21 protein-coding genes are annotated in these 19,808 nt (G+C 70.4%); 11 read left to right on the forward strand and 10 right to left on the reverse strand.

What is annotated here, in order from left to right:
- Positions 1–39 precede the first annotated feature (39 nt).
- Entirely contained in the window at positions 40–291 is a 252-nt protein-coding gene (locus HF519_RS14055; RefSeq protein WP_211170006.1) for a helix-turn-helix domain-containing protein, read from the reverse strand.
- A 495-nt stretch (positions 292–786) separates the two neighbouring features.
- On the opposite strand from HF519_RS14055, the gene HF519_RS14060 reads away from it, so the two are divergent.
- On the forward strand, positions 787–1,245 hold the full coding sequence (locus HF519_RS14060; RefSeq protein ID WP_169413381.1) for an RDD family protein: 459 nt from the start codon (positions 787–789) through the stop codon (positions 1,243–1,245).
- Positions 1,246–1,341: 96 nt separating this feature from the next.
- Here the strand turns inward: HF519_RS14060 and HF519_RS14065 are convergent, their stop codons facing one another.
- Positions 1,342–1,851 (reverse strand): mycothiol transferase, encoded by a 510-nt coding sequence (locus HF519_RS14065; RefSeq protein WP_169413382.1) that lies wholly within the window; start codon positions 1,849–1,851, stop codon positions 1,342–1,344.
- A 571-nt stretch (positions 1,852–2,422) separates the two neighbouring features.
- Here HF519_RS14065 and HF519_RS14070 point away from each other — a divergent pair.
- The 5 genes from HF519_RS14070 to HF519_RS14085 all read left to right on the forward strand — a co-directional run bounded on the left by HF519_RS14070 (position 2,423) and on the right by HF519_RS14085 (position 7,408).
- Positions 2,423–3,394: an LLM class flavin-dependent oxidoreductase gene (locus tag HF519_RS14070; protein ID WP_211170008.1), complete on the forward strand. Its 972-nt coding sequence runs from the start codon at positions 2,423–2,425 to the stop codon at positions 3,392–3,394.
- 154 nt (positions 3,395–3,548) lie between these two features.
- Positions 3,549–4,691 carry a homogentisate 1,2-dioxygenase gene (locus HF519_RS14075; RefSeq protein WP_169413383.1) on the forward strand — a complete coding sequence of 381 codons (1,143 nt, stop codon included), beginning with the start codon at positions 3,549–3,551 and terminating at the stop codon, positions 4,689–4,691.
- On the forward strand, positions 4,688–5,995 hold the full coding sequence (locus tag HF519_RS14080; RefSeq protein WP_169413384.1) for an alpha/beta fold hydrolase: 1,308 nt from the start codon (positions 4,688–4,690) through the stop codon (positions 5,993–5,995). Before HF519_RS14075 ends, HF519_RS14080 begins: the two co-directional genes overlap by 4 nt.
- A 342-nt stretch (positions 5,996–6,337) precedes the next feature.
- On the forward strand, positions 6,338–6,460 hold the full coding sequence (locus HF519_RS32370; RefSeq protein ID WP_281358524.1) for a hypothetical protein: 123 nt from the start codon (positions 6,338–6,340) through the stop codon (positions 6,458–6,460).
- A 360-nt stretch (positions 6,461–6,820) separates the two neighbouring features.
- Positions 6,821–7,408 carry a TetR/AcrR family transcriptional regulator gene (locus HF519_RS14085; RefSeq protein WP_169413385.1) on the forward strand — a complete coding sequence of 196 codons (588 nt, stop codon included), beginning with the start codon at positions 6,821–6,823 and terminating at the stop codon, positions 7,406–7,408.
- Positions 7,409–8,043: 635 nt separating this feature from the next.
- On the opposite strand, the gene HF519_RS32860 is transcribed toward HF519_RS14085, so the two are convergent.
- The gene (locus tag HF519_RS32860) at positions 8,044–8,337 is read right to left on the reverse strand and encodes a hypothetical protein (RefSeq protein WP_169413386.1); all 294 of its coding nucleotides are present in this window, start codon (positions 8,335–8,337) and stop codon (positions 8,044–8,046) included.
- 412 nt (positions 8,338–8,749) lie between these two features.
- Here HF519_RS32860 and HF519_RS32865 point away from each other — a divergent pair, with 412 nt between their 5' ends.
- Positions 8,750–9,688, forward strand: coding sequence for a LysR family transcriptional regulator (locus HF519_RS32865; RefSeq protein ID WP_169413387.1), 939 nt, complete (start codon positions 8,750–8,752; stop codon positions 9,686–9,688).
- A gap of 92 nt (positions 9,689–9,780) precedes the next feature.
- Here HF519_RS32865 and HF519_RS14100 read toward each other — a convergent pair whose 3' ends face one another.
- The 6 genes from HF519_RS14100 to HF519_RS14125 form a co-directional block, all read right to left on the reverse strand.
- Positions 9,781–9,939, reverse strand: coding sequence for a hypothetical protein (locus HF519_RS14100; RefSeq protein ID WP_169413388.1), 159 nt, complete (start codon positions 9,937–9,939; stop codon positions 9,781–9,783).
- A gap of 300 nt (positions 9,940–10,239) precedes the next feature.
- A complete protein-coding gene (locus HF519_RS14105) occupies positions 10,240–10,464 on the reverse strand; it encodes a DUF2905 domain-containing protein (RefSeq protein ID WP_169413389.1) in 225 nt (74 codons plus the stop codon).
- A 255-nt stretch (positions 10,465–10,719) separates the two neighbouring features.
- Positions 10,720–11,016, reverse strand: a complete 297-nt coding sequence (locus HF519_RS14110) for a hypothetical protein (protein WP_169413390.1) — start codon at positions 11,014–11,016, stop codon at positions 10,720–10,722.
- Positions 11,017–11,218: 202 nt separating this feature from the next.
- Positions 11,219–11,578: a hypothetical protein gene (locus HF519_RS14115; RefSeq protein WP_169413391.1), complete on the reverse strand. Its 360-nt coding sequence runs from the start codon at positions 11,576–11,578 to the stop codon at positions 11,219–11,221.
- Entirely contained in the window at positions 11,575–12,261 is a 687-nt protein-coding gene (locus HF519_RS14120; RefSeq protein WP_169413392.1) for a dienelactone hydrolase family protein, read from the reverse strand. Before HF519_RS14120 ends, HF519_RS14115 begins: the two co-directional genes overlap by 4 nt.
- 67 nt (positions 12,262–12,328) lie before the next feature.
- Complete coding sequence (locus HF519_RS14125) at positions 12,329–14,878, reverse strand: erythromycin esterase family protein (RefSeq protein ID WP_312860104.1); 2,550 nt, start codon at positions 14,876–14,878, stop codon at positions 12,329–12,331.
- A gap of 1,297 nt (positions 14,879–16,175) precedes the next feature.
- Between HF519_RS14125 and HF519_RS32375 the strand changes: the two genes are divergently transcribed.
- From HF519_RS32375 to HF519_RS14145, 4 genes are all read left to right on the forward strand, one after another.
- Positions 16,176–16,532, forward strand: a complete 357-nt coding sequence (locus HF519_RS32375; RefSeq protein WP_211170010.1) for an MmoB/DmpM family protein — start codon at positions 16,176–16,178, stop codon at positions 16,530–16,532.
- A 258-nt stretch (positions 16,533–16,790) separates the two neighbouring features.
- Positions 16,791–17,342, forward strand: coding sequence for a TetR/AcrR family transcriptional regulator (locus HF519_RS14135; RefSeq protein WP_312860105.1), 552 nt, complete (start codon positions 16,791–16,793; stop codon positions 17,340–17,342).
- 935 nt (positions 17,343–18,277) lie between these two features.
- A complete protein-coding gene (locus HF519_RS14140; protein ID WP_169413395.1) occupies positions 18,278–18,574 on the forward strand; it encodes a hypothetical protein in 297 nt (98 codons plus the stop codon).
- A gap of 192 nt (positions 18,575–18,766) precedes the next feature.
- Positions 18,767–19,156, forward strand: a complete 390-nt coding sequence (locus HF519_RS14145) for an RNA polymerase sigma factor (RefSeq protein WP_169413396.1) — start codon at positions 18,767–18,769, stop codon at positions 19,154–19,156.
- Between the two features lie 284 nt (positions 19,157–19,440).
- Here HF519_RS14145 and HF519_RS14150 read toward each other — a convergent pair whose 3' ends face one another.
- On the reverse strand, positions 19,441–19,596 hold the full coding sequence (locus HF519_RS14150) for a DUF6131 family protein (RefSeq protein WP_169413397.1): 156 nt from the start codon (positions 19,594–19,596) through the stop codon (positions 19,441–19,443).
- Between the last annotated feature and the right edge of the window lie 212 nt (positions 19,597–19,808).

The following is a 19,808-nucleotide window of genomic DNA, read 5'->3' on the forward strand; positions in this document are numbered from 1 at the left end:
CGGGGTGCTTCCACCGGTAGGTCGCCGACCGGCAGCCGATCAGGTACCGGCCCGCCCCGGGTAGTGCATCCCGCTGTAGGTCAGGGCCGCCTGCACCCGGTCGATCACGCCCAGGCGCTGGTACGCGCTCGTGAGGTGGCTCTTCACGGTCCGCTCGGCGATGCCGAGTCTGCGCCCGATCTCTCTGTCGGACAGCCCCCGCGCGACCAGGTCCAGCACCTGGTGCTCACGATCGGTCAGATCGACCAGCGGCGTCCGGAGGTCCGGCGAGGACAACAACGTGCGCGCCACCTTCCCGTCCAGCGGCGACTCCCCGCGAACCACAGCGCGCGGACATGCCCGGCATCGACATGTCCATCAGCACGACGTCGGGCTGCTCGCGCACGGTCACCTCCACTCCCTCGCATCGTCGGCAGCGGTCGCGACCACCTCCATGTCGGGCGCGGCGTCGATCGGTGAGGCCGGTCCGCTTGTCGAGGTCGGTCACATCGACGTCGACGGTGCCGGACCGCAGCACCGGCTGCTCGGAGGGACCGCGGGGGAACCGCCGGCCGAGCAGCCGGTGCAGGCCGAGCGGGGCCCCGCCCGCGCCTTCGTCCGGCCAGGGCCCGAGGAGCGTGCGGAGGGTTACCTGCGCTTCTGGGTGGAATCCGTCACCGCTACCGGGATCGGGTGTCGCGCCCCGCTCGCCATGCCAGGTCCTTCTGGCCCCGGGGAGCGGCGAGACCGGCCTCGAGGACGAGGGCCTGCGGGCGGACGCCCCGGATGGAAGGAGGGAAGTGCGGTATGAGCTCGACGCAGACGCCCGTGGAGAGGACCGCCGACGTTCACGTCACCGGCCGGAGGGTCGTCGCGACATTGATCGACAATGCACTGCTGGGCGGGCTCTACGTGCTCATCGCCCTGGCCTTCGGCTCGATCATCGAACTCGGGGGCACCCCGCGCTGGGCCATCCCCACGCTGACGACGGAGATGACGGTGATCCTCGTCGCCGTCTCCGCCCTCTACTACATCCTCATGGAGGGCTACCTGGGACAGACCGGCGGAAAGATGCTGGCCGGGATCAGGGTCGTCGGAGAGCGGAGTGGCAGGCCACCCGGGGCGGCCGCGGCCACCGTACGCACCGTGTTCCGGGTCGTGGACGGCCTCTTCGGCTACCTGGTGGCCTTCATCGTGGTGCTGGCCTCACCCCGCCGGCAGCGGCTCGGCGACATGGCGGCCCACACGCTCGTCGTGCGCACCTGAGGACCTCCACGCGCTGGGCTGCGGAGCGGGTGAATCGGACGAGCGTCGCGAGGCAGGGCGCGGGCGCCCACCACGGTGGAGCGGCGCCTTCGCCGCTCAGCGCCGATGCACGATCCCGCGCACGAACCCGGCCTGGCCCACGTGCTGCAGGTCGTCGGACACCACGCTGACCAGGCGCACCCCGAGGGTGACCGGCGGGTCCCACGCCTCGTCGACGACGCGGTCGAGGTCGGCGTCGGCGAGCCCGCGCACGTAACGCAGGGTCTGCTCGGCGACCGCGTCGTGATAGCCGGTCAGCAGGTCCGGCCGCTCCACACGGACCGCCGCCACCTCGTCGGGACTCTGCCCGTAGCCGGTGGCGCTGTCGTCGAAAGGCAGCCCGAAGCGCCGCGCCCAACCCTGCGAGGTCCACACCTGCTCGGTGCCGGCCACAGCCGCGATGTGGTCGTCCTGCACCCGGGTCAGGTGCCATACGAGCCAGGCGATCGTGTTCGCCCGATCGTCGATGCGTTGGACGAGCTGATCGGGGGTCAGGCCCTCGACGGCGCCGTGCACGCCGTCGCGGATCCGGGTGAACGCATCGGCGAGGAGTTCGGCGGGGGTCACGGATGCCTCCGGAGCGTCGAGAGCCATACCCCCGGAACACTACGCACGCCCGGCCACACGCACCGCCACACGCACCGCCACCCTCGACACTCCCGAGCGACGACGGGGCCGACGACTCTGCCGGGAAGATCAGCAGTTGAACCATAAACTGGCTGAAGCTGCGGGAGCAAGACCGGCTTCCGTCCCCCGCCCGACGCCATCGCGCACCACAGCATTCTCCGCATGAGTAGACCGGTCAGTCCATTGCATCTTGACGAGCGCCGTCGGTCGTGGCTAGGTATTGGTGCCAGCCACGGTGGACACGTCGGACCGGCGAGCGCGCCACGCGAGAGGAGTTGGGCGCATCGGGGCCGGACCGTGCCGGAGCAGGAGAGGAAAGCAGCGGCCACACCGCCCTGCGTCGCTCTTTCGCAGAGCGGGACAAGCATTTCCGGAAGGCTGTTCTCGCCTGCCGGTCCGGCGGCGGTCCTCGGCCACTCGTCCCCGTTTCAGCCCACGCAGCGAGCAGCCGAAAAGACCGCGACAACGATTCGCATACCAGGAGTTCAGCGCGCAGAGCCGGAGGCCGAGCATGCCCATCACGCTTTCCTGTGCCTTTGCCACGTCGGATGAGACCCACGAGCACGTACGTATCGCCGAGGGACTCGGTTACGCCCGCGCGTTCTTGTACGACTCCCCGGCGCTCTACTCCGATCCGTGGGTCCAGGCCTGCCGGGCCGCGGACCTCACCGAGCGCATCGTTCTCGGGCCGGGCGCTCTCGTCCCGTCCCTGCGGCACCCGGCCGTCAACGCCGCCTCGATCGCGACGCTGGTCTCCATCGCGGGCGCCGACCGGGTGTGCGTCGCCTTCGGGTCCGGCTTCAGCGGACGGCTGCTGTTGGGCCAACGTCCGATGAAGTGGGCCGACGTCCGGGAGTACGTGCGGACGGTCCGGGTGCTGCTGCGCGGGGAACAGACGGAGTGGGAAGGCCGCACGATTCAGATGCTCCACCCTCAGGGCTTCGGCGCACCGCGGCCCATCGAGGTGCCCATCCTGCTCGCCGTCGGTGGTCCCAAGGGCGCCGAGATGGCGCGCGGGGTGGCCGACGGGGTGATCTGCGCGCCGGCGCCCGTCGCGGGGTTCGACTGGACGATCCTGTCCCACCACGGAACCGTGCTGGACGAGGGTGAGGATCCGAACTCCGAGCGGGTGATCGCCGCCGCCGGCTCCGGCGCGACGATGGTCTTCCACTTCATGTACGAGCACGGCCTGCTCGACCGCATGCCGGGTGGCGAAGCCTGGGCTGCCGCCTACGACGCACTCGATCCGGACACGAGGCACCTGGCCATGCACGACCGGCACCTGATCGCGGTGACCGAGATGGACCGGCCGTTCATCGACGGGGACGTGTTGACGACGACCGGCATGGCGATGACTCCGGCCCAGCTCCGGGAGAAGCTCGCACAGTTGGAGAGCGCGGGCGTCACCGAGATCGCCCATCAGGCCTCGGGTCCGGACGTTCCCCGCGAGCTGGAGGCCTTCGCCAAGGCGGCGCAGGGCTGAGCGGGGGATCTCGTTCCGCGACAACCGTTGCGGGCGCTGTCGGACTCCGGCATCGCCCACGCCGCGGCGCGAGTGCGCACTGAGGACCTACGGCATCGGCTTTCGCACGCTGCCGCAGACATGACCGATCCCGGCATGGAAGGACTGCACGGCGATGGAGATCAGACACGCCAAGGGAGTGACGTCGCGGCAGGCCCGCACCGGGTGGCCGGAGGGCACCTACGAGGACGAGCACGGGCGCAATGGCTTCTCCGGTGAGGTGTCCATGCTCTACCGGGCGCACCCGCCGACCCGCTGGACCCGCATCGAGGGCGACCTCAAGCCGCGGGCCATCGACAGCCTCGCGGTGCAGCCCACCGACCAGCTGGACCCCGCCGGGATCCCGGAGCGGATCCTGCACAACTCCGACGTGCACGTGTACGTCTCCCGGCGTCGCGAGGCCATGTCGTACTACATGCGCAACGCCGACGGCGACGAGATCTACTTCGTGCACACCGGCCGCGGCACCGTGGAGAGCGACTACGGACCGCTCCCCTACGAGACCGGCGACTACGTCGTCGTCCCCAAGGGCACGAACTACCGGATCGTCCCCGACGTGCCGGACAACTTCTTCCTCATCGTCGAGTCCCGCAAGGGCCCGGTCACGTTCCCTGACCGGGGCCTGTTCGGCCAGCACCTGCCGTTCGACTTCGCGCTCTTGCAGACCCCGGACCCGCAGCCGGCTCCGGATGAGACCGAGCCCCGTGAGTACGAACTGCGGATCAAGCGCGCCGACCGGTGGACGCGCGTGTACCACGACTTCTGCCCGCTCGACGTCGTCGGCTGGACCGGCAACCTGTCCGTCTACAAGCTCAACGTGCGCGACCTGCGCGGTCCGTCCTCGGAGCGCACCCACCTGCCGCCCATCAGCTACGCGACGTTCCAGTGTCCCGGGTTCTGGGTGGTCACGTTCCAGCCCAAGCCGTTCGAGACCGCTCCGGACGCGGTGCGGGTGCCCAGCTACCACCGCAACGTCGACTACGACGAGGTCGTATTCACCCACTCCGGCCGGCTGATGTCGCGCGCTGCGGACCAGGGCGCCGCCACGCTCACACTGCACCCGGCCGGCATCCACCACGGCCCGAACCCGCGGGCGTTCGAGGCCGCCAAGAAGCTGGACCGGATGGAGGCCTACCTGGTCAACATCGACTCGGAGCAGCCGCTGGCCTGGACGCAGGCGTTCACCGACGCGGAGGATCCCGGCTACTGGGCGACGTTCTCCGACCAGCCGGTGCGCGTCGACGGCGGGCAGGCATGAGCGTGGTGGGCGGGGCCAGACCCGAGGACAACCAGACCGACACGTATCTCAAGCGCACCCGGTACACGACGTTCTCGTCGCTGCCGTCGGACTGTTCGGCGGAGATGGTCAGCCTGTTCGCCTCCGACGGTGCGGAGACCCGGGGCATGCTCTACATCCCGGCGGGCGCCTCGCGGACCGTGGTCTGCTTCTCCCACCCCCGGGTCGACGTGCAACGGCATTTCCAGATCCGCCACTTCCTCGACGCCGGCTACGCGGTGTTCGCGCACAACAGCCGGTGGCTGGGCAACGACGTCGCCACGACGCACGAGCACCTGCTGCTCGACATCGCCGCAGCGATGCGGCACCTGCGCGACGAGCGGGGCTTCGACCACGTGGTGCTCCTGGGCACCAGCGGCGGCGGCTCGCTCTACGGCTTCTACCAGGCGCAGGCCGCCACACCCCCCGAGCAGCGGCTGCGCGACCTGCCCTCCGGCGAGTCGATCGACCTGCCCGGGGAGGACATGCCCGGAGCCGACGGGATCATCCTGTCCGCGGCGCACACCGGGCAGGGCAAGCTCCTGGGCCGGATCATCGACCCGTCGGTGGTCGACGAGGGCGACCCGATCACCGTGGACCCGGCGCTGGATATGTTCGACCCGGCCAACGGCTTCCGCGAACGCCCGGAGGAGAGCCGCTACCCCGCGGAGTTCCTCCAGGCCTACCGGGCCGCCCAGCACGAGCGGGTGCGCCGGCTCGACGTGCTCGCCCGGGCGGCCGTCGCGGAACAGCGCCGCTACCAGGCCATGCTCACCGAGCCCGGGGTCGAGCGGCTGAGCGGGCGGGCCCGCGCGGAGATCACGCGCCGCGCGGTGGCCGCGAAGTACATGGTCGTCTACCGCACGACCGCCAACCCGGCCTACCTGGACCTGCGCATCGACGCCAGCGACCGGGTGCAGGGCGGCATCTGGTCCACCCGGCCCGAGGTCGACAACTTCGGCGAGTGGGGGCTGGCCCGCCTCGTCACGCCGCGGGCCTGGCTGAGCACGTGGTCGGCGATCTCCTCGCGAGCCAGCCTGGTCGACAACGCGGCGGCGCTGGACATCCCGTGCCTGGTCACCGCCGGCACCGCCGACCGCGACATCTACCCCTCCGACTGTCAGGCGGTCCACGACGCCGTACCGCACGCCGACAAGACCTTGATCCTGGTCGAGGGGGCCGATCACTACCTGCTGCCCTCGGGCAGGCGCGGCACCGGGAAGGACACCCGCGCCGAGTCGGCCGACCACGTGCAGAAGTGGATGCGGGAGCGGTTCCCGGTGTGACGGCCGCTCGGTGACGACCGGCCGACGATCCCGTGACCCGAGAAGGGCACTCACCATGTCCGTCCAGCTCGACCCCTCACGCACGGCGTTGCTCGTCCTGCATCACCGAGGACGACCGGCACACGTCCGGACTCCGCGGCAGCGAGAGCAACACGACGCGGCGTCGACGTCTTCGTCCCATCGAACAAGGTCCTGCGAACGAGCTCGATCCTGGGCGGGTCGATTCCGGACGACATCAACACCCGAACCGATCCGATTTCCCGGCTCAGCCCCATTCATTTCAGGAACACCAGCATCTTTCCGGCAGCCCTCGGACTGGTCAAGGCCGCGCTGAGCTAATTCATGGAACAGCTCCTGGACAAGCCCATCACCGATACGTCGTACGCGTCCAGAAGGGGCGCACCGGCGGCCACCCATCTGCAGCTCGCCGAGGTCGAGTTGAAGATCGCGGTGCCGAACTGCTGACCGTCGAGCTCACCGAGACGGTCGACAACAGGGCCGCCGCCCGCGAACCACTGACCATGGAGGAACGGGCGCGGATCCGCGGGGTCGGCGGGTACATCACCACGCTGTCCGCGGAGGCGGTGGACATCCTGAGCGTGCACGCCATGGGTCATCCAGGAACGGCCCTGGAACTGTACGGGCGGGTCATGTGCGGACTCGACCCCGCTACGGCGCAGATCTCACTCCCGGGACGAGGTGACGGGCCGGCGTCCGGCGGGACGGGCCACACCCCCGCGGGCCGCCCGGACGGGGCACGGGCCGCCCGCCGGGTCGATAATCTGTCGGACGGCCATTGGCACACCCCCCGGCGGAAGCGGTTTCATGAACTCCAGCACGTATTCGAGGAACCGGGAACGGGTCATCGCCGTCGCCGCCGATCTGTTTGCCCGCAACGGGTACCACGGAACCGGAATCGCGGAGCTGGGTAAGGCCGTCGGGCTCGGCCGGGGAGCGCTGTACCACTACATCGAGAGCAAGGAGGCGCTGCTCTACTACATCAGCAAGACGCAGGTCGACTCCATGAATGCGCAGGCCGAACAGGCGTTGCGATCCGGATTGCCACCCGAGGCCCTCCTGCGCGAGATGGCCCGCAGACTGCTGCACAACATCGCCACCCATCAGGCCGAGTGGGCGGTGTTCTTCCGTGACTACTCCGCCCTCACCGGCGAGCGGCGGGACAAGGTGATCGCCGCGAGGGAGCGGTACGAGGGTTATTGGCGCCAGGCCCTGGATCGGGGCGTGGAGGCCGAGGTGCTGCGCCCGACGCCGCGGCTGCTCGTCAAGGGCATCCTGGGCATGCTCAACTACACCTACCTGTGGTTCGAGCCCGACGGTGAGCTCAGTTCCGACGAACTGGCCGACGAGTTCATGGACGCGCTGCTCGACGGTATCCGGTCCGACCCTCGATGACGACGTCCGCTGCGTCCGTGCGGCATGACCGCTGCGCACGCACGGCCCGGAGCCGGCCGGTTCCGCTTGCGTTCACCGACACCGGACTCGCACGAGCCGCTCAGGCGGTTCGGAGAGCCGGCCGGGCACCGATCGCGGCGAGGATGGCCGCCCGGCACCCATGGCGAGCGAGGCCCCGCGACCGTAGGCCGGGTTCGTGGTGGCGAGCGCGTCGCCGATGGCGTGCATGCCGAGCAGGCACGGGGCCCCTGATGCAGCGGGAACCGCATCGTGGCCCGCAGCCCGCCCATCACCGCCACCGGCGAGATCGGTTCGGTCCGTGCCGGGTCGACCCACGGGGCCGGCGGCGGCACCGCGGTGGCGGCCGCCTCGAAGGCTGCGGGGCACCGGAGATCGGCCAGGTCGAAATCCTGCGGGAGGCGGGCGAGCACGACCGCGACCGTGTCGTTGTCGGCCAGGAAGGCGTAGGCACCGCACCCGTCGAGCGCCAGGACGGTGGCGTTGCCGCGCGGCATGCGCGGGGCATCACGCTCGGGTCGAGGACCCGGTAGAACGGGTGTAGGCGGCCAGGCCGCAGCCCTCGTCCCAGCGCCTGTATCCGGCTCCGGTCTCGGCCGTCCAGCGCTCCAGCGCGATCAGCTCGTCGGTGCGGGCCGGGTCGATCGCGGCAGCGCCCGCCGCGGTCGGGGGAACCGGTTCCGGAGCGGGAGCTCCGTGGCCCCGTGAGCCAGCAGTACGTCGAGCACGTCCGGCAGCCGGCGGGACAGTTCCGAACGGGCCAGTGCCATGAGGCCGTGCGCGTGCTGCACCTGCGGCACCGTCGGGCGCACCCGGTCGGCCGCCGCCACGACGTCGCCGGGCGGAGCAGCGCCGTCCCGCTCGGTCTGCGGGAGCCGCCCCGCCTCGTCGAGGTTGGGCCATCCCGCCACGGCCTGTGGGCCGGTCGCGCCGCTTCGGGTTCCGGGGCCCCTGGCACCCGCCCGGACTCATCCGTACCGCACGGGGCCAGCGCGCCTACCGGACCCGGCGGGTCAGCGAGCCTCGTCGGGCCGCGGTGGTGGTGGCGGTGGTGGTGGCGCCGGTGGGCGTCCGTTGCCGGTGCATCTCATCAGGTCCTCCTCGGCCAGGAGCGCGACGCTGCGATCTGCAGGCGGCGGAACTCCAGTTGCGTGGCCGGGCCCCCCGGAGCTGACCGGCCGGGCCCGGCCCGGCGATCCGATCACGGTCCCCTCCCCCCGGATCCGATCACCGTGTGAAACTGTCGTCGAGGCCGCATCCGGCATCAACGGCCCGAAACGGCACTATCGTGTTGGCACACTTCACGGTGAGGAAGTGGGCGGAGTGGCGACGATCGAGGCCCGGGAGATCGAGGCCTTCCTCGCGGTGGCCGACGAGCTGCACTTCGGACGGGCCGCCGCGCGGCTGCACCTGTCGCCCACCCGGCTCAGCCAGACGGTGCGGGCGCTGGAACGCCGGATCGGGGCGCCGCTGTTCGAGCGGTCCAGCCGGCGGGTGCGCCTGACCCCCCTCGGCGACCAGCTTCTCGTCGAACTGCAGCCGGCCTACCAACGCCTTCACGAGGTGCTGGTGGATGCGCAGCGCGCGGCCGGTGAACAGCCGCAGGTGATGCTGCGGGTCGCCTTCGCCAACTCCCTACCCGAGTCGACCGTCTTCCCGCTGATCGCCGCGTGCATGGCCGAGCTCCCGGGCGTCACGCTGGTGCGCTACGTGTATCCGGGCATGCAGCACCGCCGCTGGTGCGACCAGCAGCGCGACGACGTCTACGTCTCCTGGTTCCCCGCCGAACCGCGCACGCTGGGACTGGAACGGGTCCGCTTCGGACCGCCCATCGCGTACGAGCCGCGGTCGGTACTCGTCGGTCGCGACCACCCACTGGCGGACCGGGACCACGTCGACATCGAGGAGCTCGCCGATCACGACCTCCTCCACCCGCCGGCACTCACCCAGCAGTTCGCCGACGCGTGGACCCCGCCGGCCACCCCGGCCGGGCGCCCCCTCCGCCGGATCCACGCCCTGACGGGCACCTACATGGAGGAGGCGATACGGGTGGTCCTCGACGCCGGTCTCGCCCACATCACGATCTCCCACTTCTCGGCGTCCGCGATCCCGCATCCGGAGCTGACCCTCGTCCCCCTCACCGGGCTGCCGCCGTTCCGGCTCGCCTCGATGTGGTCGTCCACCGCCGACAGCAGTGCTGTCCGGTCCTTCGCCCAACTCGTCGCCCGCACCGGCGCCCGGCACGGATGGCTCGAGCACTGACACCCCTCCACACGGCCCGCGGCCGGTGCAGCCCGGTGGACGCCGGGGCCCGGCCGCGGGCGGTGTGGGAGCCGATCACGAGGTCGGGCGCATCACCCGTTCCGGGCCGTCTCCTCGAGCTCCTGCAACAACAGCCGGATCTCCTTGAGGCGCAGCGCCTGCCGGTACTGCTCGCGACCGATGGCGATGCGCTCGGCGTAGAGCTGCTCACGGAGTTCCTCGTTGCTACGGCTCTGTGCGTGTGTCTTCACTGCTGATCCCACCCGGAGATTCCGACTTTGAGACGATGCTGTGCCTGTGTGCACACGATGCCCTCGCTGGCATCTCCGGGACGATGGGGTGCTCCCCCGAGGAGACGGGAACTCCACCGTGCCCGAGGTGGTGTCAACCCTAAACGGGACCTGTCCGGCGCTGCTCGCGGCCGCGCCCGGGGACGCGGAAGGCGCGCGTGACCAGGGACGTCGGCCGCCTGTGTCGCGACGATGCCGGCTGTCCACGCGGCGGGACCACGACACCGGCCCCGCACGACACCGGCCCCCGTTGGCCACCGCTCAGCGGTGGAAGAGCCAGAGCAGGAGCCAGATCAACACGTTCAGGCCGAGCGAGATGAGCAGCATCGACGTGATCGGGATGTAGATCCTGGCGTTCTCGGTGGTGATCCGGATGTCGCCGGGGAGGTTCCCCAACCAGGACAGCACTCCGGACCAGGCGAGGAGCCCCGCGAGGAGCAGCACGATCCCACCGCCGACCAGCCACGGTCCCAGCTCCTTGGCCATCCCACCAGTATCCTCTCCGGCCACGTCATGACCTGGCCGAGCCGGGCGGACCGAACCGGACCGGCTCACGGCACGGCGGTGGCCGGCGTGAGGCGGCGCGGCGGGCGGGTACCTCCGGCGGCAGGTCCGCAGATCCCGCGCGACCACGTAGACCCGGAGCGTGTGCGCGGGCTCGCACCCACCACCGGTCAGCCGACGTCCTGGTCGGCAGCCGGAGGGGCCCCGGCCGGAGAGAGCGGCGCGGGCGGCCGCGGCTCAGTGCTGGTCGTAGTGGCCCTCGTGGGCGGCGTGCCGCTGCCCGTCGTGCAGGTAGTCGACGTGGTCGCCGTGCGGCACCGAGGTGTGTTCGCAGCCGTGACCGTGCTGGTGTTCGTGGCTCTCCACAGGCGTGTGCGTGGAGACCTCGCACTCGCGCCACTGCCCCTCCTCCTGGTGGTGCACGTGACCGTCATGGGCGTAGTCGACGTGGTCGCCGTGCTGGAACGAGACGTGTCCACAGCCGTCGCCGTGGTCGTGTCCGTGGTCGGCATGGGTCTGCTGAGCGGTGGTCATCGGGTACTCCCGGATGCGGGGCGCATCGTGCGCGTGGATCGGTGTCTCTGGGAAGGCGTCAGCCCGTGGCGTGCCGGAGGAGGTCCGAGATCCCCTTCCTGTCGGGTGCGGTCTCGCCGGTCGCGCCCACGTACCCCACGGAACCTGTGGAAAACCCGTCCGCGCGAACCAGCTCACCGAGCGCGTCCCCGGCCCCTGCCGGCTACGCGGTGCGCCGGAACGCCTCCAACATGCCGTGCAGGTGGGCCACCGCCAGTTCGATGTCGAAGTACTTGCGCTGCCCGGCACGTGACTCGGCGGCCAGCAGCCCGCAGCGGTGAACCTTCTCGAAGTCGCCGTACGGGAACTTGTAGCGACCCTTCCTCTCCTCGTCCTCCTGATCGTCGATCCCGAGGTGCCACTTGGCGTACTCGCCGATTCCGTGCTGTTCGATGAAGTCGTTCTCCTGCTGCGCCGAGGGCTGGTGCTCGCTCCATGCGTCGCGGTCGTCGATGACGTACTTGCCCGCCACGATCAGGTCCTGTGCGTGGTTGAACGCCCTCTGGTTCAGTTTGACCGTCATGATCGTCCGTCCGTTGTGGCGGCGGTGCGGATCGGCTGGAGATGGCTGAGGAACCAGTCCCGTGCCAGGCGGGCCACCTGTTCCAAGGTCCCGGGTTCCTCGAACAGGTGCGTCGCGCCCGGAACGATCTCGAGACGGGTCTCACCGCCCAGCTTCCGCATCGCCTGGCGATTGAGTTCGATGACGACCGGGTCGCGTTCTCCGACGATCAGCAGCGTGGGCTGGTGCACCCTGTGCAGGTGCGCGTCGGCGAGGTCGGGTCGTCCGCCGCGGGAGACGACGGCCTGCACGATGGTCGGCCGGCTCGCCGCGGCGATGAGCGCGGCCGCGGCGCCGGTGCTGGCCCCGAACAGGCCGACACCGAGGCCCGCGGTGGACGGGTTGTGGGCGACCCAGTCGGTCACGGCGGTGACCCGCACGGCGAGCAACTCGATGTCGAACCGCAGAGCCGCGGTCCGCAGGTCGACCTGCTCCTCCTCCTGGGTGAGCAGGTCGGCCAGCACGGTGACCAGGCCGGTGCGGTTGAGCTCATCGGCGACGTAGCGGTTACGCGGACTGTGCCGCCCGCTGCCACTGCCGTGGGCGAACAGCACCGCTCCCCGCGCGGTCTCGGGCATCCCGAGGTCGGCCTCGAGTACGACGCCGTCGACGGGGATCTGCAGGCTTTGGTGGATCGTGCTCATGGGGCCCTCCTCCAGCGGGCGGCGAAGCCCGCCGGGATGTGTGAAGACCGATCTGTTCGCGGCTGCATCAGACCGCGAACGGGTAGGTCTCGGGCACCTCGCCCTTCTCCCACTGGGCGGTCCGCTCCAGTGGCTCGAGGGCCCGGGTGTCATCGATGTGGATCACGGCATTGAACTGGTCGGCCACCCTGGAGCGGAAGTAGTGGCTCGCCCGCTCGGTGTCGGGGCGGTAGATGACCCCGATGGCCCGCTCCAGGCGGGCCGTACGGAGGATCTCGGCCGCTCGCGTGGCTGTCGCGAAGGAGAGCATGAACTCCTTCTGGCCGACCTGGTGGAACAGCTCCTCGACGCTGCCGGACAGCCCCGGGCGGACCCACTTGCGCTCCGCCGCACCGCCCCAGTCGTCGGCGGCCGTCACCGTTCCGGTGTAGGTGGTGAAACCGATGTTCCGCGAGTCGTCGCCGTGGCGCTCCCGCACGAGCTGGCCGACGTTCAGCTCCCCGCGCGCGGCCATCTCGGTCGCCCGCGCATCGCCGAGGTGGGAGTTGTGCTCCCACACCACGATCTTCGCCGGTTCCCCGCGCAGACCGGTCAGATGGCTCTGCACGGCTTCGAGGGTCTCGACCATGTGGCGGTCGCGCAGGTTCCACGACGAGGCCCGTCCGCTGAACATCGAGCGGTAGTACTCAGCCGAGTTCTTGACCGTTCGGGCGTTCATCTCGGCGTAGAACTGCTCGTCCTCGGCGAGCAGACCGTCGCGCCGGGCGTACTCCGACCCACGGCGTTGCAGTTCGGTGAGCTGCTCGACCACCTGCTGTTCGCAGGTGTCACCGGCTCCGAGGGCCGCGGCCAGGCCGTAGGTCTGGCCGTCGTCGGTGCCGTAGTGGTCGAAGCAGGAATAGCGTTCGCGGGCCCGCTCGGCCGCTTCCGGATCGACCTGGGCCAGGTAGGCGATGACCTCTCGCATGGAACGGCGGAGGCTGTAGAGGTCCAGGCCGTAGAACCCGGCTCGGTTGCGCTCGTCGTCGATCCGGTCGTTGCGCTCACGCAACCAGCCGACGAAGTCCAGCACGTCGGCGTTGCGCCACATCCAGGTCGGGAAGCGTTCGAAACCGCGCAACGACTCCTCGGCGGTGGTGTCGACGCTGCGACCGCGGACGTACCGGTTCACCCGGTAGGCGTCCGGCCAGTCCGCCTCGACCGCGACCGCGCAGAACCCCATCTCCTCGATGAGCTGGCGGGTCATCGCGGCCCGGGCGGCGTAGAAGTCGTGGGTGCCGTGCGAGGCCTCACCGATCAGCACCAGGGACGCGTTGCCGACCAGGTCGAACAGCACCTCGGCAGGCGGCACGCCGTCCTCGGTCGGGATCGCGGCCGAACGGATCACGTCGGTCTCGGTGGGTGCGCGCTCCCCGGCTCCCGCCGGGGCCGAGGTCGCGGCGGCGCGCAGCAGGTCACGGACCTCCTCGTCGGTGGTCTGGGTGAAGTCCCAGTACGAGGCGCCGACGGCGAGGAACGGCGACGGGGTCGTCGCGCAGACGACCTCGTCGACCACGGTGGAGAGCTCCTCGCAGGTCGACTTCGGGGCCGCCGGTACCGCGACGACGATCCGGGCCGGCCGATGCCGGCGCAGCGCAGCGACGGCAGCTCGCATGCTCGAGCCCGTGGCCAGCCCGTCGTCGACGAGGATGACGGTCCTCCCCTCGAGCTCGGGCATCGGCCGGCCGTCCCGGTAGGCCTGCTCCCGGCGGAGAAGCTCGCGCCCCTCCTGCTCGGCCACCCGCTGGATCACCTCCGGGGCGATGCCCAGGCCGCGCACGACGTCGTCGTTGATGATCACTACTCCGCCGCTGGCGATCGCGCCCATGGCCAGCTCCTCGCGGCCGGGCACGCCCAGCTTGCGGACCACGAAGACGTCCAACGGGGCGTCCAGTGCGCGGGCGACCTCGTAGGCCACCGGCACCCCGCCCCGCGGTAACCCCAGGACCACCACGTCCTCCCGACCTCGGTAGTGGTCGAGCAGCCCGGCCAGGACGTGCCCGGCGTCCCTGCGGTCACGGAAAAGTCGTTCCGACATCGTTCCTCCTGAGGTGGTTGGGTCATCGGGGTTCAGGCGATGCGATCGGCCTCGGCGAGGCGGACCGCGGTTTCGCAAGACCAGCCCGAACTGCACGATGGGGCGACCGGCCAGCGCGTCGGCCAGCCCGTCGAGTGCCACCCGTGGCCGCCCGGCCGACAGCGCCAGCAGGTGGTGGCCGCGGGTGATGGCCTTGGCGAGCGGACCGGTCACGGGAACCTGCAGCGGGTCGGCGACCGCTGCGGCGCCGCCCAGGTCGACCGCGAGGCCCAGGTCCTTGTGCCGGTAACGCCGACGCCGGCTGTGCCCCGGCGAAGCGGCGACATTGATGCCCGCCGGCCGGCCCTGACGCCGGGCGTGCTGCGCTGTCATCGGGACGATGTCCCCGGGGCGGCCCGGATCCGGCACCACCGACGCGCCGCCTGCGGCGAACACGCCGGCCTGGCCTGGTACCGCGAGATGGTCGTCCATGACCAGGCGGCCGTCCCGGGTCGGGAGGACGAGGGCGTCCACGAGCGGGTCGGGGCGGACCCCCAGCACCAGACGACGGTGCGGGTGGGGATCTCGGTGCCGCCGCTGAGGCGGGCGCAGGTGGCGCGCACCTCGCTGCCCGTGGTCTGCAGCCGGACGTCGACCCCGCGCCGGCGCAGGACGCGCAGCGCCGCGCGGACAGGCGGGGGTTGAGCCCGGGCAGCACCCTGAAGGCCAGATCGAGCAGCGGCCAGTGCAGCTCATCGGGCCGGAGCCCGGGAGAATGGCGCAGCGCGTCGCGGGTGAACGGTTCGCCCTGCCCTACGACCTCGGTGCCGGTGCAGCCGGCTCCGACCACGACGAACGTCGTCCGGGCGGCGCGGCCGGCGCGGTCGTCGGCCTGCTCGGCCAGCTCCTGTTGACGCAGGATGTGGTCGCGCAGGAAGACCGCCTCGGCGAATCCCGTTCCCACGCCCACCACCCGCGGACGCCCCGCTGCGGCCTCCACCGGTGTTCTGCCAGCAACCATGGTTCACTCTCCGGTCACGGGCTCCTGCCGGTCAGGACCATCCAGCGACACCCCGGCCGCCGCCGCGGGGAGCTTCCCCGCCGGCGCGGGCACGGCGGGTGCCACCCAGGGACGCCGTCGTCCGGCCATCGAGCGGGCAGGAAGCTCGGCACCACACCGTTTCCGCCGGCCACAGCCACGCAGAGCGGATCGACGAACGCACCCGTCGGGTCGGCCCCCTTCACTGTCGACTGCAGGTGAACGCGGATCGCGGCGACGTCTGTCGCCGACCGCCGGCGCACCGGGCCCGGGTGGCACCCGGCGCGTGCGGTCGTCCTCATGCGCCGGGCGATCACCCTGGACGTATACCCTGCCCCTGTCTCCGAACGGGGCACTGCCGCGACTGTGCCGGACCACCGGGGCGCCGGCCTCAACCTCCCAGTGCCAGAATCCTGCGCATCGTCGACCTCCCAGAGCAGATGCCCGGGGTCCCGTATCGCGCAACTCGCCCGGTTCAGCCTCCGCGCCGCCACGATGCAGCCGGATCCCGAGGCGATTGCGACCCACATCGTCGCAGCTGTCACGAATGAATGCACGAGGAGGCCCGAACGGTGAGACCTTTTCCGACCGATGCTGAGTCGACAGGTTTTCGGCGATACGCCGCACGTGATGTCGCATATTGGTCGAACAGAGCCGGAAGGCATACCCGATCGAGTGAAACGCAGGCGTGCGAACGGAGCCGGGGAGCGCCCCGTGCGATCCTGTTCATCTCTACGGCGGTGCATACACCGTCCGGGAGTAGCCACTCCGACCACGAGAAGCGGCGGCAGCTCTGGGCCCGGCCCGGACGAGTCCACCGTGCGGGAGCAAGAGAGGAAAGACGTGGAGAACGCGGTCGGCCCGGTGCTCATGATCTGCGGCGGCCGGGTAGATCTCGTCGTTTCCGCGATTCGTGACGATAATCCGGAGATTGCACTTCAGGTGGTCGAGGGCGATCGCCAGGTACGTGTGCTGGCCCCCTATTTTCTCCGGGTCACCAGAATGAGCCTGCAATGGCACCTCGGGCCCAGGTTCGAACTGGACTCACTCGAATCGATGATCGTGACGTCCGCGGGCTGTATGCGCAGGACATCCGAGGAGATCACCTGGGAGGCGGGGTCGTCATCGAGGGCGGAACTGACGGCGCCGACATCCGGTAACGGGCTGGCACCGTGAGCCGCATCGTTGCCCATCCACGTCCCGACCCGCGCTGGCCGATCTCGTCGCCGCGGAGCGTCCTCATTACGGATTTTGGGTCATCGACCGATCCGCCCGCAGCACAGGTTGATCTTGGACTGCACTCGTGCTAGACAGTGCGGCGGCATCGCGGGCACCGTGAACCGCGCGGCTTGACGACAGGGGAGCACTATTCCCACCCACGCCGACGACCACCGTGGCGGCGGCCGTCCCCGCAGCCGGCAGTCACACGCTGCGATCCTCGATGCCACCCTCCACCTCCTCGCGGAGGTCGGCTACACGAGGCTGACCGTCGAAGGCGTCGCAGCTCGAGCCGGCGTGGGGAAGTCGACCGTCTACCGCTGGTGGCCATCCAAGAGCGCCCTGGTCATCGAAGCCCTCGGCACCCAGTGGGATGACTCGCCGATCGAGTTGACAGGGGATTCTCGAGCAGACATCCACGGGATCGTCCAGGCCGCCCTGGACGGCTACGGCCGTTCCCCGCTCGGGGCAGCCGTTCCGGGCCTCGCCGTCGACCTGATGTGTGATCCTGATGGCGCGGAGTCGTTCGAAGCCCTGCTGCAACCCCGCCGCGGCTCCTTGGGCGCGATCCTCGAGGAGGCAGCGAACCGCGGCGACCTGCCCCCCGACACCGATGCCCTCCTCCTGCAGGACATCCTCGTCGGCACACTCCTCTATCGCCTGCTCGTGAGCCGTAGACCGACCGACGGCGTCGTCGAGAAGCTCGTCGACCTGTTTCTCGACGGGCAGGTGCCGCGCACCGTGCCGGAGAACCAGCAGAAGGTCTGACGACCTTCGGGCGCTCGTCGGAAGCAAGGCCCGGCCGGAATAGAAGGCCTCGGGGCCGCTGGACCAAGGGTCCCCGGTCTCGCGTCCAGCGACCCCGAGGCAGTGATCCTGCATCCAGGAGTAAATGCAGGGAGGGTTCGCATTGGTTGATCAACGATTTCGTTCGGATCTGCATTACGTTCCGTCCGACAGGTCACGCAGTCGCCCACAATGCAGCGGCATGGATTAGTTGTGGACGGGTCCGTCGTCGTCGGCGGCAACGTGATCTTTCGATACGAACCGTATCGAAGATACGAGGCCGAGGCAATCCCTCGTGGGAGTGCCGAACCCGCTACGGACGGTACACGCTCACATACCCGTCAATCTGGACATGTCCTCGGCTCGCCGATTGGACGAGTAGGCCCTCCTCCGAACAACGATCTCGCGTTATCCCACGAGAGATGTGCCGTCATTTCCACGGATGCCCGGAAACCGGCCCGATCCCGATCGGGACGGATCCCCGGCTACTCGACGCCCACGCCATTGCGCTCCGGATGGCCTGACTCCAGGTGCCCACTCTCGTCGTGACGACGGGTTCAGGTCACACTCCTAGCCACCGCACCTGCGGCCGTCGGCATGCGGCCCTCGGCCACCGGCCGAAGCGTTCTCCGTGTCCCGGACTGCGAGCACTCCCGCGGACGACTCACGGCTGCCCACACCATGTACACGGCCCCCTGAGGTTGCTGTAGGCACGACGGAACGGCATCGGGGAGCACGGTACGAATCGTCTCGGGTTCTCGCAGAGCGAGCCACCCCATCGTGTCATCGCTCGGCCCGCTCTCCCGGCGAGTGCGGGCGAAATGGCCGGTAGTTCACCGTCGAACCCCCGCCAGGGGGCCGCTCCACGACGACGCGCAGGGGGCGCCGCAGCGGGCGGAGCGGCGGATAGTGGCGGGATGAAGTACGCGGTCGCGGCGTCCAGCGAGTGGGTCGACCCGGACGGGGTGCGCCGCCCCGGCGGTGAGGTGCACGCTTGGACACCCGGTACCAACCAGACCCTGTGCGGACTCGCGCTCAGCCGGTCCCGGCTCGGGCGGTACCCGCACGTGGACTGGGACGACATCCTGCCGGAGTCCGGCCGGCACGCCGACGAGGTCCGGCGGGTGTGTCCCCGCTGCAGGGCCGGGGTCCGGCCCCGGCGGGATGCGCGGCAGCGGCGTGGCCGAGGAGCCGGACCGCCACCCGGGGTCTGAGCAGGTCGTCAACGCGCCGGAGCGCGGATCGGCTCGGCGATCGTGGGGTCCTCACGGTGAAGTTGTCCGTGAGGCTTGCCGGGCGACGGGGCGACGGCTCATGCCGAGCGCCAGAATGTTCCCCGGGCTCGACACCGCACACCGCCTGCGCGACCGCGCGGACGGCCCGGGTGTCACGTTCGAGGAAGGCCGATGGCCATCACCGGTAGCGAGACCTGGACCAGTCACGAATGCGCCGAGGCCTGGGGGGTGAAGACGCCCACGTGGCTCGGGTACGTGGCCCGCGGGCAGGCGCCCCAGCCGTTGCCCGGCTACGACGAGAAGCGCCGACGCCGGTGGGACGCCGAGGCGGTTCGCGCCTTCCCACGACCTGGCGCAGGGAAGGCCCGGACCGGTGCCGGCCCCGACGCCGTGGTGCTGCTCGAGGAGATGGCCGAGGTCGCCGCTCGGATCGACGAGCTGCGGGGGCGACAGCGCGAGCTGGCGCGGGCCGGGAAGGCACGAGGGGTGGAGATCCGGGCGATGGCGCGGGCACTCGGGGTCTCTCCGCAGACCGTGTACGGCTGGCTGGGCGAAGAGTAGCGCGGACAGCCGTCGCGCTCCCCACCGCAGACTCGACACGGACAACGGCGCACCCGGGGTGTCGGTCGGCGCCCCGATCGACACCGCGTCCTCCGCCTCGCCCCGGTCCATCGCCCGGAACGGTGGCCCGAAGGTCGCCGCGGCCCGACGCCGCTGTGCTCCACACCGGTGAGCCGGAGCAACGGTCCGACGCCGGCGGCGATCCGGGCCGCAGACAGGCGCCACGCCGGCCCACGACGGGCGGTGCGGGGGCCCACAGCGCCGCCGTGGGCCCCACCCGAGATTCACCAGTAGTGGCGTCGAGGACCGATCGCGCGGCCGATCCCGCCGGCGATGGCGAGGACAGCACCGACAACGAGCAGAATGATGCCCAACGTCGACAGCAGAGAGATCTTCAGCAGAAATCCGAGAACCAGCAGAACAATCCCAAGAATGATCATCAGAAACCCTTTCTGCGAGAACGTCGAGCACACAGTAAATGCTCGATCTGCCGAGCGCCGGATGGAGAACGTGCGCCCGTACGCACACCGTCCCGGGTCGGATCCGAACGATTCAGAAGAATCGGTTCGCCAGGCCGATCACCGGTCGCGATACGACCGCCTCGGATCGCGGGGACCGGCGGACTCGCCGAGCCCAGATACAGGAACTGACC

Source organism: Pseudonocardia bannensis (assembly GCF_012911875.1).
Lineage (GTDB): Bacteria > Actinomycetota > Actinomycetes > Mycobacteriales > Pseudonocardiaceae > Pseudonocardia > Pseudonocardia bannensis.